The sequence below is a fragment of the Chryseobacterium jejuense genome (assembly GCF_017877355.1).
GTDB lineage: Bacteria > Bacteroidota > Bacteroidia > Flavobacteriales > Weeksellaceae > Chryseobacterium > Chryseobacterium jejuense_A.
Genome location: NZ_JAGIPR010000002.1, coordinates 72,629 through 85,923 on the forward strand (window position 1 = coordinate 72,629; position 13,295 = coordinate 85,923).

Genomic DNA, 13,295 nt, shown 5'->3' on the forward strand with positions numbered 1-13,295 from the left:
AAAAATAATAAGAAGCTTATTGATTCATTCTGCTTCTTTCCTCCTCATTCCCGAAATTTCTATCCTTAGATTTCAAATCATTATTTCCGAATCTGTAGCTTAATGAAAGCCTGAATCCTCTTGTATAATTATTGTTTCTGAAATTGGTTTCAATCCCATTAGACTGATAAGAGATCAGAGGCCTTTGGCTGTTCAGAAGATCAGTTCCGGTAAGAGATACTGAAAACTTTTTATCCAGACACAATACTTTTACGGTAACATCCAGAATATTCATCGTAGAAATATGGAAGATCTGGTATCTGCCCGGAAGTTGTAAGCCATAATTAACACTTAAGGAAACTGTTTTTTTCTTGTTAAGGGTAAAGTCATTATTGCTGTACATGTAAGCATTGTAACCATCAATAGAGGCTGTGTAAGGAACTTTAGATTTTACATTCTGATAATTAACATTAAACCCTGAAAAGCTGTTCCACCATTTTACAGCGCTGAAATTATAAGAAGTTGAAAAACCGATCTGATAAGTGTCAGCATAATTCATAGGTGTATTTCTGGTAACATTGGTTTCAGGATTTAAAATAGACAATGCCTGCCCGAAATCTGAAACTTTTGAATAATATAATGAAGAAGTCCATTTTTGTCCCTTGATATAGGAAAACTCTAAATTATCAATAATAGAAGGCTTCAAATAAGGATTGCCCTCAGAATAGTAAAACGGACTTGTTCTCACCACAAACGGATTCAGATAATCAAAATCCGGACGTCTGATCCTTCTGTTATAATTCAGTGAAAAAGAATGATTGGTATTCATGGTATACGTAAGATAAGCAGTTGGAAACAGTTTGATATAATCATTTTTATCAGTTTGATTACGGTTCTCAGAAAACCCGATTGTTTGAGTAGCTTCAGCGCGTAATCCAAGCTTAGCTTCCCATTGACTGTTGAATTTTCTGCTCAATGAAAAATACAAAGCTTCATTGTATTCCTTATAAATGAAAGTATTGGATTGATCCGTATTAAGTACAGCATTCCCTGTTTCTTTATTGTATGCTGAAAAATTATTGTCAGTACGGGTAAAAGAAAAACGGCCGCCGAAATTAAGATCTGCCCAAGAAAGTTTGGTTTCCAGATCTGCTTTCCCAGAATAATTTCGAATTTTGTTCACGTTGGAATTCAATGCTGAAAAATATGTGCCGGAAAGCATTTGCATGTGGGCGTCAAGTTCACTGCCATAGAAATCCCTTACATCATCCTTTTTATAGTTAAAGAAATCAAAATCTGTGGTTAGTACAGTTTTAGCACTGTCCATTTTTATAGTATTAAACCAGTTTAAGCTGTTAATATTAGGTTTATTGGAAGATTCAGTTTCAGAAGAAATGAAAGAAGTTGGCTGGGATGTTTCATAACTCATTCTTGATGTAAGTGGTGAACTTGAACCATTTTCTTTACTGAAACTACCCAAATATTTTACTCCGGTTGTCCATTGATCTGTGATTTTATAGTCAGCTCCAAAGCTGATGCCCAGATTTTTATTTTTACTTGTACTTTGAGTATTCATAACCCATAATTCGTTCTGATAATAAGTATTGGTTTGGGAACTCGAGTGAAACTTTTGTTGTTCTACATATACAGAAGATTGAAGAGAAAGTCTTCCATGATTATAATTAAACATTCCCTGAACACTGTTTCCGGCATAGAACCTCTGGGTATAATTGGTGCCTACACTGGCATTCCATGAATTACTTTTAGCTGTTTTAAGCTTAATATTGATGATACCGTTGTTTCCTTCCGCTTCATATTTTGCTGGTGGAGAAGTGATAACCTCAATACTTTTAATATTATCCGAAGGAATGGTTTTCAGGAAAGCAGCAACTTCACTGGCTGGAATTTTTTGAAGACGGTCATCAATCATAATCAATACATCACCTTTCCCCACGATGGAAATCGTTTCATCTTGAACTCTTACCATCGGAGCAGATTTTAAAGCATCCAAAGCGTTACCACCTGTTGAAGCAGTTGAGTTTTCAACATTATAAATCAATCGGTCTACTTTTCTTTCAATAATTTTTTTCTGCATTTTTATCACAACAGTTTCTAAAGAAGTTTCATTTTTGGTTTCCTTTTCCTGAGCATTCATTGTGTTTAAGAATAAAAGGAGTATCACTGGAAGGAGTAAAGTTTTCATGTCTTTATTTTTCAGTAAAACTGGGGCATTGAGCTAGCTGAAACCAATTTTATCGACGTTCCTGGGGTTTTTGTCGACAAACCCGTTGCGGAGCTTTTCCATAAAAACCTATTTTTACAAAAAAATAATAACCGATATGGGAAAACTATATCTGAATAAAAAGACAGAGGCTGGCCTGCATATCTTATTTTGGCTGCTGATTCTGTATTTTATGTTGGTGGGCAAACCACTTTCTTTCGAAATACCGGAGCTGGACCTATTCTTTAAAACCTATGCTGTAGTTTTTGTGCTGACCTTCTATTTTAATTATGTCATGGTAATGCCTAGGATCTTCAAAGATTTTAAATGGATAAAGCTATTGGCCGGAATTATCATTACTTATCTGTTCTTTACATTAACCCGATTTGTGATTGAACAAATTCTTACAGACTGGTGGCTAGGGCAGGTGAATTACACAAATCCGGTTCTGGGAAGCTATCTTCTGGATAATCTTGCCTACAGCAGTAAGCCTATTATTTTTAGCTCATTTTTATGGTTGATTATCCATGTGATAAGACTCTTAGAATATAATAAGGTGATTCTGGAAGAACAGAAAAATACGGAAATCAAATTCCTTAAAGCACAGATCAATCCGCATTTTATTTTTAATACCTTAAATAATATCTATTCAATGGTTCATTTCCAATCTCCGGAATCCCTTTCTGCTATTGAAAAGCTGAGCAGCATCATGCGTTTTACCACTTATGAGGCCCAAAAAGAACATATTGCCCTGTCAGAAGAGCTGGATTATATAAAAGCTTATATAGAGCTGGAGGAATTAAGACACTATGAAAATAATATCGTAAAATGGCAGTCCGGAATTAAAGATGAAAAACAAAGAATAGCACCCTATATTTTGTCGCCATTGATAGAAAATGCATTGAAACACGGAGCTTATTCAGAGAAAGATCCCATTGAAATCAATATAATTTCTGACGATAAGAATCTGAATTTTGAAGTCATTAATTCTATAGGAAATAAAAAAACAGATAAACTGGGCGGTATTGGCTTGGATAACCTTAAAAATAGGTTAGATATGCTGTATCACGGTAAATATAAACTGGAAACCATCCGTATTGAAAATAAATTTAAAGCATCCATACAAATTCAACTTTCATGAAACAAAAGATCAATTGTATTATCCTTGATGATGAACCCTTTGCGGTAAGGCTTTTAAATGATTATGCCCTAAAAACAGATCTGCTGAATATCATCTATGCCGGAAGTGATGTGTATGAAGTCATGAAATTGTTGGGTTCAGAAAGTATAGATCTTATTTTTATTGATATTCAGATGCCTGAACTTACAGGAATTGAAATGATGAAAATGTTCAATAAGAATCATAATTTCATCGTAACCACTGCCTATGCTGAATATGCTCTGGAAGCTTTCGATTTTCATGTTGTCGATTTTTTACTGAAACCTATTACTTTCAATCGTTTTTATCAGGGAGTACAGAAATTTATACAATGGCAGCAGGCCTTCATTCCCGAACCGCAGATGGATCATCTTTTTGTGCGGTCAGACAGAAAATACTACAAAATAGCCTTTGATGAGGTCATTTATATTGAAGGATTAAAAGATTATATCAGAATTCACACCATCAATGATAAAGTGATGGTGCTTGAAAATATGAAAGATATTTTAGAAAAGCTTCCTGAAAACAGGTTTATGAGGATTCATCGGTCTTACATCATAGCGACTGATAAAATCAAAGTCATTGAAGGAAACCGTATTCAGATGAGAAACCAGGACTTTGTGACAGTAGGAGAGACCTACCGGAAACTTTTCTCAGAATGGATTGAAAGCAGTGGAAGATAAAACCGCTAGATGTGTAAATAGGTTGTTTTTTTATTGACCTAGGAATCAGGAGCGTTAAGAAAATTTCAATGTAATCCGTTAAAAAATTCCCACTGTCTGAGCATGGCTGGCCCATCGAATCGAAGCTGTATCAAGCGATCCATGCGAGTTTGGGAATTTTAGGAGTATATTTAAATTTTTAGCAGATGATTCCAGTCTTGAACTTTTGTATACTTTTGTTTCAAGACAAAAGTATAACAAGAAAAATCTGCAAGAACCTATTGACAATGTTTCAACATCCAATAATAAATCTCATTCAGCACCTGTTCCCGTATCTCCTCATTTAAAATTTCATGACGCATTCCCGGATAGATCTTTGCATTCACATCCTGAAATCCATCAGCTTTTAAATGGTTAACGGTAAGTATAACTCCTTTACTGAAATCGCCAATCGGATCATCCTGTCCGCTTACAAACAGAAAAGGGAACGATGGCGAAATAGAAGCAGCCCAATTTCTTGAGGTTGCTCTTTTATAAACAGTAAACAGGGTATAAAAAGCATTGTGAGTGAAAGGAATTCCACACAATTCATCCTGTTCAAAAGCTGTCCTGTTTTTAGGATTAATGCTGAGCCAACTCGTATCACCAAAGTCTTTATCATTTTTAAAATGCTTATTGTTTACCTTCGTAAAAACAGAATTTAAAAAAGTACGATGATGAGGTGCTATCATATTAGCTAATGATAAGTAGCCTCTTAATACATCAATTCCCGGTAAAGGTCCGCCAGTACCTGTAATGATGGCCCCTGCAAATTTTTTACTGGCTCGCTGAAGAAGGCAACGGGTAATAAACGATCCCATCGAATGTCCCAATATAAAATGAGGAACATCCGGATATTGCGCTGCAAGATGATCTGCCATCATTTCTGCATCAGCAATTAATCTCTCATCCGGTTTCTCAAGCTGAAAGAAACCAATATCTTTTTTCTCTTTTACAGATTTTCCATGGCCCAGATGGTCATACGTAAGCACTGCAATTCCATGATTGGCAAAGAACTCTGCTATTTCTGCATATCTTCCACTGTGTTCCTGCATACCGTGTACGATGAGGAGGGTGGCTTTTGCTGTTTGTGGGAAAAATAGAGTGGAGAACAGCAGGGAGTCGCTGTTCATATTGGAGACTAAATAATCAGACTTTTTTAAAATAACCATATGTATTAATAATGAGATTTAAAAGCAAAATCAATTAAGGGCCTATTTGAGTTATCAATATTTACTATAAAATTATCAATTAAATCAAAAAAAGCTAATTTGTTTTCATTAAGAATTAGAATCTCAGTTGCAATTTGGGCATCCTTAATACTTTTACCACTGATGATCAAATTTATATTATCACTTGGAGTAAAAGTGTTTTCCTTAATAAACTTATTGAATATCTCTGTAAATTCTTTTGAATAAAATAGTATTTCTTTGAAGTTTTTAAAAGAATTTATTACGTTTTTAAGGCTTCCTTCTAGTTTTGTCAAACTTATATCATTTTCGAATTTATATTGATTACTTCTATAAAATTGATTAATATGTTCTTTAATGTAATATTTTTTAAATTCATAAGGGTATAGCTCAGATATTAATTCCAATAAGAATGTATGAAGACCTTTATGGTTATGTTTTTCTGCTAATTCTTTTAAAAAATCCTTTCGAGTTTCTTCATTTAAATTAAATATATATCTCGCAGCAAAATATTCTTGAATAGATCTATGAATAAAACTTAAAATATTTCCATCTTCAATTATTAGAGACATAGCGACTTTTAAATCTTCAAGGTAATTTTCAATATTAAGATTAATCTTATAATTTTTAATAATGTCTCTAATAATAGATTCAAATTGCAATTGGGTAAAATTAAATAGGTTTTGGAAATAGCTTATAAAGGCAAAAGCATTCAATAGAAATTCAAATTTTTCTCTTTCAAGTTTTGAAAGCTTTGGTCTTCGATAGCCACTTTTAGAATAGGTTTCATGTTTTTCAAATAGTGCATCAAATACTTGCCAATAAAATTGAGATTTTTTAGGAGGTATTTTAGGGTAGCTTTCATATGAATTCATAAAAAGAATTAAAAAAAGAGGATTATTAAGTAATTCTAAATATTTTGAATTAGCTTTTAGTTTTAAAGTGTTAATAACTGCAGAAGCTAATTCTTCATTGTTGAAAAGTTGTTTTTTTATAAATATTTTTACTTGCTCAAATCCTTCTATGCCACTTAAGTAAATATTAGTAAACCCTTCTAAATTTGTAGCAGCTGTAAATGGTCTCGTTGTTAAGATGAATTTGTTTTTAGAAAATTTAGTTACAAAGTCTGTGAAATCCTTTGTTATAATATTTTTGATTTCACTATCTAGTTCATCATAACCGTCAAGAAAAAAAATAAATTCACCACTTTCAAACATTTTTTCAAGTGTTTGAGTATCTAACCCTATTTTATTGAATATTAAATGGTCACTAAAAGCTATGAACATATAATTTTCAGTTATTTTTTTCTTCTTTGTGTTTTTAGAAATTTCAATTTCGTTGAAATCTCTAAAATTAAAAATCACAGGAATTTTATAGGATTTTACTACACATTCAATATAAAATTTTTTAATAAAGGTGGTTTTTCCTGATCCACCATTTGCAATTATAGTAACATTATTTGTCTTGTCTAGGAAGTCATTAAAGTTATTTATATTAAGGTTTAGATCAATATTATTAATTGTTTTTAATTTTAATGGGAAATAAATTTTGCTTAATAAAACATTTTCTTTGTGAAGAATTGTTTTTATATAAGAAAACTTTTTAGCATTACCTGTTGTATACTCGATGATTTTATTGCTAATTATTTGCTTTAATTTTGGCTCGACAATATTTTTTAATTTTTCACCAAGGTATTTAGCTAATTCAAAAGTTGTTTTTTCATCCATTGTTTAATGATACTTAATAGATATAAATTTAGCTAAAAAAAGTAGAATAAAAAGTTTGTTTTGATAGATGATTTTCACCCTACCCAAAAATAAATATCCCCTATAATTTGGCAGTCATTTTTTTTAAAAGTAATTTTGCACGAATCTTAAAACAAAAGTAAAATATGTCAACTTATGTAGTTGTAGGTCTTCAGTATGGAGATGAAGGTAAAGGTAAAATCACGGATGTTTTATCAGCAAAATCGGACTATGTAGTACGTTTCCAAGGGGGAGACAACGCTGGTCACACGGTATATGTTGGTGAGGAGAAATTCGTTCTACACCTTCTTCCTTCAGGAGTTCTTCAATGCAAAGGGAAATGTATCATTGCAAACGGAGTAGTGGTAAACCCTAAGTCTTTTATTAGAGAAGTTGGTCAAATCGAGAGCAAAGGCTTGAGAACAGATCACATTTTTATCAGCAGAAGAGCGCATGTGATCATGCCTTACCACATCCTTTTGGATACTTACCGTGAAGAGGAGCACGGAGGAACTCAGATCGGAACAACCAAAAAAGGAATCGGACCTTGCTACGAAGATAAAATCGCAAGAGTCGGAATCAGAATGGTTGACCTATTAAACCCTGAGATTTTAAGAGATAAAATTGAGAAAAACTTAAAATTTAAAAATTCTCTTTTTGAAAAATATTACGGAAAACCGACATTAGACGTTGAAGAAATTTACAACGAATATTTAGAGATCGGAAAACAGCTTCAGGACAGAATCGTTGATACTGAATTAGAGCTAAACGAAGCCATCAGAGACGGTAAAAACGTTTTATTTGAAGGAGCACAGGCTTTAATGCTTGATATCGACTTCGGTACTTATCCGTATGTAACTTCATCTTCTCCATCTACAGGAGGAGTTTGTTCAGGAGCAGGAGTTCCGCCAACATCGCTTCAAAACCTGATTGGTGTTGCAAAAGCATACTGTACAAGAGTAGGTAACGGACCTTTCCCATCTGAATTAGACAACGAATTAGGTGAGAAGATCAGACAAATTGGTGGTGAATTTGGAGCAACTACAGGTAGACCAAGAAGAACAGGTTGGTTAGACCTTGTTTCTTTAAAGCATGCTTGTATGATTAACGGGATCAATAACCTTGTCATTACAAAATTAGACGTTCTTACAGGAATTGAAAACCTTAAAATCGTTACGCATTACAAAACTGAAGACGGAAAAATTATCGATTACTTTACTTCGTCAACAGAGAAGTTATACAACTATGAGTCTATCTACCAGGATTTACCAGGTTGGGAGGAAGATATCACAAAAGCGAGAAGCTATGATGAACTTCCGGACAATGCTCAGAAATACATCGAGTTTATCGAGAAATATTTAGGAATCAATGTATACTTAGTTTCTGTAGGTCCTGAAAGAAGTCAGAACATCATCAGAAAAGAATTATTCTAATATTCTTAGACTATATAATAACAGAGAGGCTATCATTTGATAGTCTCTTTTTTTGTTTGCTATCTATGTTGACATAGATGATTAAACCTTGACATGGATAATAATGTACTCTCAAAATATTGATGTTATTGAAAAATCTTATATATAATCCAATGGAAAACAATAGAGTACCTCAATTTACAATGAACAATATTGTAATTAGCTTATACTTTACCATTGCATATGCTGTTTTGATAATTGTTTATTTAGGGCTGCCAATAAATATCCATAGTAATTTTCTGCCGATACTATTTATTGTTTGTAGCTTGTTGTTTAGCATTGCTGGTATTTATTTTGCCGGTAAAAGTTATAAAAGAGCAAAGATCAGTTCGGTAATTCTCATTATTATCAATACGGCGGGCTTATTAATACCATTGATAATGCTGCTGATGATTTTTACGTAATTCAATACCCTGGTGAATTTTAGGTATATATTTTCAATAGTTGAAATGTTAAAATTTAAACATTTTCATAAAATTTTATAATATTATGTTGTTTTGGTAAAATTCTGGCAAATATTTTGATATTGAAACATTGCTTATCGATAAGAACTAATAAAACTAATAATCACATTTTTTTAACAGTTTAAATAGTAATAGTGATGAAACACCAGAATCAGAACCAGGAATTTCGTTTTAATGAAGTTCTTTTTGAACACCGCAACAAAGAATACGGTGCCTATGTATTAAGAAACGAATCAGATAGAATACTAACCAAAGCACTTTTTGTAGGAGTAAGTTTATTGGCGGCAATTTCAATTACTCCACTTGCTATCTCAGCATTTAAAACAGAGCCTGTGGCAGAAGAACCGGGAGGAGTTATTATTGACTTTATGCCAGAGATTCCAGACACACAGGTTACTCCACCAGTAACAATTACACCTGTAAAGCCCGCAACGGCTCCGGATGTAAAAACATTTGACAGAACGGTTCCTACGCCATCAAGAGACGCTCAGGATAATGTAAAAAAAGATCCTGTTCCGGATGATGCTGTAGCAGGATTTACAAATCATTTTAAAGGAGATGTGGTAGAACCTAATACCCATGTTCCTACAACGCTGCCTGTGAGTTCAGGACCGGTAATCAATACGCCGCCACCAACAATTCAGGATCCGGTGGATAAAAATAAAATTGCAGAAGCAGGAGAACTTGGTGTAGAAGCCAATTTTAAAGGCGGAATAGATTCTTTCAGAAATAAAGTCATGAACAACTTCGATGGTTCGGGATTTGAATCAGAAGAAATAGTAAAAACTACAGTTACATTCATTGTAGAAATGGATGGAACAATTTCAGGGGTAAAAGCTAACGGAACCAATGCCGATTTTAACAATGAGGCAATCAGAACAGTGAAGGCAATTTCAAACAAAGGAACATGGGTTCCCGCCAAAAATAAAAAAGGTGAATTTGTGAGAAGTTACTTCAAGTTTCCAATCTCCATGAAGTTTGATAATTAATATCAAAAATCAATTTTTAATAGTTATCCACAAAGATTTTTTTTTGTGGATAATTTTTTTTATCGCTAAATTGCTTATTAACAATATTTTAACTCAATTTTGATTTTCCCCATCTATCGGGAGCGAAGAAAAAAGTGTATTTTTGAAACTTAAAGTTCTAATAATGGCAAAAATCATAGGTATTGCTAATCAAAAAGGTGGGGTAGGAAAAACTACTACCGCTGTAAACTTAGCAGCAGCATTAGGAGTATTGGAAAAGAAAATATTGATTATTGACGCTGACCCTCAGGCCAATGCAACATCTGGTTTGGGAGTAGAAGATGTTCAGTATTCCACATATAATCTACTGGAGCATAGTGCAGATACAAGAACCTGTATCAAAAGAACGGCAACGCCGAATCTGGATATTATTCCATCACATATAGACCTGGTAGCAGCAGAGATCGAATTGGTAGACAAGGAAGATCGTGAATATATGTTGAAAAAAGCCCTGGCCAGTGTAAGAGATGATTATGACTATATCATCATCGACTGTGCACCGAGTTTAGGTCTGATTACAGTGAATGCTCTTACTGCAGCAGATTCTGTAATTATTCCGATCCAGTGTGAGTACTTTGCATTAGAAGGACTTGGAAAACTTTTGAATACCGTTAAAAATGTTCAGAAGATCCATAACAAAGATCTTGGAATAGAAGGTCTCCTTCTTACTATGTATGACAGCAGATTAAGACTATCTAACCAGGTAGTAGAAGAAGTAAATCTTCACTTCCCGGAAATGGTTTTTGAAACAATCATCAGCAGAAACGTAAGATTGAGTGAAGCGCCGAGTTTTGGAGAAAGTATCCTAAACTATGATGCAGAAAGTAAAGGAGCGGTTCAGTATATTCAGTTAGCTGAAGAAGTTCTTTTAAAGAACGAAAATTTAGTAAAGAATTAAATTAATAATAAATGGCCAATGAGTGAATGCTAGGCATCACTTACCAAACATCATTTATCAATTATATCTATGAAGGACAAAAAAAGAGCTATGGGACGCGGCTTGGGCGCCATTTTAAGTGCAGAATCCAAAGCAACTGTCAATTCCGCTACAGATGAGGGAGCAGATAAGTTTGTGGGAAATATTGTAGAAGTTGCGCTTGAAGATATATATCCGAACCCAACGCAGCCGAGAACTTATTTTGATGAAAAAGCATTAGAAGAATTAGCACAGTCTATTAAAAATTTAGGGATCATCCAACCGATTACCCTAAGAAAAGACGGTGAAAAATTCGAGATCATATCTGGGGAAAGACGTTACAGAGCAAGTAAAATTGCAGGGTTAACAACCGTTCCTGCATATATCCGTTTAGTGAATGATCAGGAGCTCCTTGAAATGGCTCTTGTTGAAAATATCCAGAGAGAAGATCTTGATGCCATCGAAATTGCCCTTACTTATCACAGGCTTTTGGAAGAAATCGGTCTTACTCAGGAAAATCTAAGCCAGAGAATAGGAAAGGATAGAAGTACCATTACCAATTCAATCAGGTTGTTAAGATTGAATCCGGATATTCAGAATGCCATCAGAAGCGGGGAAATTTCTGCTGGACATGGTAGAGCTATCATCAGTGTTGAAAGTGAAGAAGATCAACAGGTTTTATTCGATTTGATCATTAAAGAAAAATTAAATGTCCGCCAGGCTGAACAGGCCGCGGCAGCATTAAAAAATCCAAAATCTGCGGTTGCTAAAAAAGTAAATGCAGAACTTTCCAATAACTATAAAAGAGCCCAGAAGACTATCGCTGACATCCTGGATGTAAAAGTGGAAATCAAGGCTTCTGGAAATGGTAAAAAAGGTAAAATTGTTCTGGACTTCAAAAATGAAGAAGAGCTGGAATATATTTTATCCCATATTAAATAAATGAAGAAAATATTTTTCACATTTTTCTTGTGTATCGCTGCATGGGCTTACTCACAAGTTGCCCCTATTGATACAGTTCGGATACAGACACCTCCGAAAGAAGAACTCCGTTTGGTAAAACCAAGCAAAACGGAAGCAAAGATTATTGAAGATCTTGAAAAAGCAAACGGACCTACCAGAGTAACTGTAAAACTTAACCCAACCAGAGCTGGATTATACTCAGCTGTATTGCCGGGTTTAGGGCAGTTCTATAATAAAAAATACTGGAAAATTCCAATTGTTTGGGGAGCTGTAGGAGCAGGAGTAGGGATTGCGATATGGAATGATAATCAATACAAGAAATACCGCGAATACTATATTGCTAAGCTAAACGGTACCCCCAATGAATTTGTGGATGCCCGTCCCTGGTTAGACAAGAGAGCGTTAGGAAATGCTCAGGACAGAGCAAAAAGGCAAAGAGATTATGCAATTGCCATTACAGGGCTTATCTATATATTGAATATTGTAGATGCCGTAGTAGACGCACATCTTTATGAAAGCCGCCATGACCCTGATTTGACCTTTAAACCATCGTTGATCCAAGATCAATATGGATTTGATACACCAAAAACAGGATTTGCTTTAAGTTATAGATTTTAATAGACAATACATACATAAAACCGAAAGGTGATGTGTAATAATAAACATAAAAAAGATTACATGAAAATAGCATTAGTTGGTTACGGTAAAATGGGTAAGATCATTGATGAGATCGCACAAAAAAGAGGTCACGAAGTAGTGGCCCGCCTGAAGGAAACCCCAACTGCTGAAAATCTTAATAATCCGGATGTTGTTATTGAATTTTCCTTACCGGAAGTTGCTTATGACAATATCAAAGCCTGTCTTGAAAATGAAATTCCCGTAATCTGCGGAACAACAGGATGGCTGGATCAGAAAGCTGAAATAGAAAAACTGGCTGTAGACAATGGTACAGCATTTTTATATGGTTCAAACTTTAGTTTAGGTGTTAATTTATTCTTTGCTTTGAATGAAAAATTAGCAGGTCTGATGAAGAACGTAGATGAATACTCTTGTCAGCTGGAAGAAATTCACCACATCCATAAAAAAGACGCTCCAAGCGGAACCGCCATCTCTATAGCAGAAGGAATCATCAATCACAATTCGAAATTTGATGCCTGGAAACTGGAAGAAACAGAAGGTAACCAGCTGGGAATTTTCGCTGTTCGTGAAGATGAAGTTCCTGGAACTCATAGTGTTTTCTACAGAAGCGAAGTGGATGAAATTGAGATCAAGCATACCGCATTCAACAGAAATGGCTTTGCATTAGGAGCAGTAGTAGCTGCCGAATGGATCAAAGACAAAAAAGGAAACTTCGGAATGAAGGACGTTTTAGGGCTTTAATTGTAACAAATTCTGTAAATTGCAGACCAATTATGAAAATGGTGAATAGTGAATTGTCAATAGCGGAAAAGCTGTTA

At 34.3% G+C, this 13,295-nt stretch carries 11 protein-coding genes; 8 read left to right on the plus strand and 3 right to left on the minus strand.

Features of this window, described 5'->3' with window-relative positions; translation table 11 throughout:
- Positions 1 to 16: 16 nt before the first annotated feature.
- Positions 17 to 2,182: a TonB-dependent receptor domain-containing protein gene (locus J2772_RS04095; RefSeq protein ID WP_209913579.1), complete on the minus strand. Its 2,166-nt coding sequence runs from the start codon at positions 2,180 to 2,182 to the stop codon at positions 17 to 19.
- A gap of 136 nt (positions 2,183 to 2,318) precedes the next feature.
- On the opposite strand from J2772_RS04095, the gene J2772_RS04100 reads away from it, so the two are divergent.
- Together J2772_RS04100 and J2772_RS04105 are read left to right on the plus strand one after the other, a co-directional pair.
- The gene (locus J2772_RS04100) at positions 2,319 to 3,341 is read left to right on the plus strand and encodes a sensor histidine kinase (RefSeq protein ID WP_209913581.1); all 1,023 of its coding nucleotides are present in this window, start codon (positions 2,319 to 2,321) and stop codon (positions 3,339 to 3,341) included.
- A complete protein-coding gene (locus J2772_RS04105; protein WP_209913584.1) occupies positions 3,338 to 4,042 on the plus strand; it encodes a LytR/AlgR family response regulator transcription factor in 705 nt (234 codons plus the stop codon). The genes J2772_RS04100 and J2772_RS04105 overlap by 4 nt, the downstream gene beginning before the upstream one ends.
- 257 nt (positions 4,043 to 4,299) lie before the next feature.
- Here the strand turns inward: J2772_RS04105 and J2772_RS04110 are convergent, their stop codons facing one another.
- Positions 4,300 to 5,193 (minus strand): alpha/beta fold hydrolase, encoded by an 894-nt coding sequence (locus J2772_RS04110; protein ID WP_245365120.1) that lies wholly within the window; start codon positions 5,191 to 5,193, stop codon positions 4,300 to 4,302.
- A 44-nt stretch (positions 5,194 to 5,237) separates the two neighbouring features.
- Positions 5,238 to 6,977 (minus strand): NACHT domain-containing protein, encoded by a 1,740-nt coding sequence (locus J2772_RS04115; RefSeq protein ID WP_209913588.1) that lies wholly within the window; start codon positions 6,975 to 6,977, stop codon positions 5,238 to 5,240.
- Between the two features lie 164 nt (positions 6,978 to 7,141).
- Here J2772_RS04115 and J2772_RS04120 point away from each other — a divergent pair, with 164 nt between their 5' ends.
- From J2772_RS04120 to dapB, 6 genes are all read left to right on the plus strand, one after another.
- On the plus strand, positions 7,142 to 8,428 hold the full coding sequence (locus J2772_RS04120; protein ID WP_209913590.1) for an adenylosuccinate synthase: 1,287 nt from the start codon (positions 7,142 to 7,144) through the stop codon (positions 8,426 to 8,428).
- 640 nt (positions 8,429 to 9,068) lie between these two features.
- Complete coding sequence (locus tag J2772_RS04125; protein ID WP_209913592.1) at positions 9,069 to 9,920, plus strand: energy transducer TonB; 852 nt, start codon at positions 9,069 to 9,071, stop codon at positions 9,918 to 9,920.
- A gap of 163 nt (positions 9,921 to 10,083) precedes the next feature.
- Complete coding sequence (locus tag J2772_RS04130) at positions 10,084 to 10,857, plus strand: ParA family protein (protein ID WP_209913594.1); 774 nt, start codon at positions 10,084 to 10,086, stop codon at positions 10,855 to 10,857.
- 69 nt (positions 10,858 to 10,926) lie between these two features.
- Complete coding sequence (locus J2772_RS04135) at positions 10,927 to 11,817, plus strand: ParB/RepB/Spo0J family partition protein (protein ID WP_209913596.1); 891 nt, start codon at positions 10,927 to 10,929, stop codon at positions 11,815 to 11,817.
- Positions 11,818 to 12,456 (plus strand): DUF5683 domain-containing protein, encoded by a 639-nt coding sequence (locus J2772_RS04140; protein WP_209913597.1) that lies wholly within the window; start codon positions 11,818 to 11,820, stop codon positions 12,454 to 12,456.
- Between the two features lie 60 nt (positions 12,457 to 12,516).
- The gene (gene dapB, locus J2772_RS04145) at positions 12,517 to 13,218 is read left to right on the plus strand and encodes a 4-hydroxy-tetrahydrodipicolinate reductase (RefSeq protein ID WP_209913599.1); all 702 of its coding nucleotides are present in this window, start codon (positions 12,517 to 12,519) and stop codon (positions 13,216 to 13,218) included.
- Positions 13,219 to 13,295 lie beyond the last annotated feature (77 nt).

Bases quoted from the DNA above. Each gene is read 5' to 3' on its own strand.
- J2772_RS04140 (WP_209913597.1), top strand. From the start codon at position 11,818: ATGAAGAAAATATTTTTCACATTTTTCTTGTGTATCGCTGCATGGGCT.
- J2772_RS04105 (WP_209913584.1), top strand. From the start codon at position 3,338: ATGAAACAAAAGATCAATTGTATTATCCTTGATGATGAACCCTTTGCG.
- J2772_RS04100 (WP_209913581.1), top strand. From the start codon at position 2,319: ATGGGAAAACTATATCTGAATAAAAAGACAGAGGCTGGCCTGCATATC.
- dapB (WP_209913599.1), top strand. From the start codon at position 12,517: ATGAAAATAGCATTAGTTGGTTACGGTAAAATGGGTAAGATCATTGAT.
- J2772_RS04125 (WP_209913592.1), top strand. From the start codon at position 9,069: ATGAAACACCAGAATCAGAACCAGGAATTTCGTTTTAATGAAGTTCTT.
- J2772_RS04135 (WP_209913596.1), top strand. From the start codon at position 10,927: ATGAAGGACAAAAAAAGAGCTATGGGACGCGGCTTGGGCGCCATTTTA.
- J2772_RS04095 (WP_209913579.1), bottom strand. From the start codon at position 2,182: ATGAAAACTTTACTCCTTCCAGTGATACTCCTTTTATTCTTAAACACA.
- J2772_RS04110 (WP_245365120.1), bottom strand. From the start codon at position 5,193: ATGAACAGCGACTCCCTGCTGTTCTCCACTCTATTTTTCCCACAAACA.
- J2772_RS04130 (WP_209913594.1), top strand. From the start codon at position 10,084: ATGGCAAAAATCATAGGTATTGCTAATCAAAAAGGTGGGGTAGGAAAA.
- J2772_RS04115 (WP_209913588.1), bottom strand. From the start codon at position 6,977: ATGGATGAAAAAACAACTTTTGAATTAGCTAAATACCTTGGTGAAAAA.
- J2772_RS04120 (WP_209913590.1), top strand. From the start codon at position 7,142: ATGTCAACTTATGTAGTTGTAGGTCTTCAGTATGGAGATGAAGGTAAA.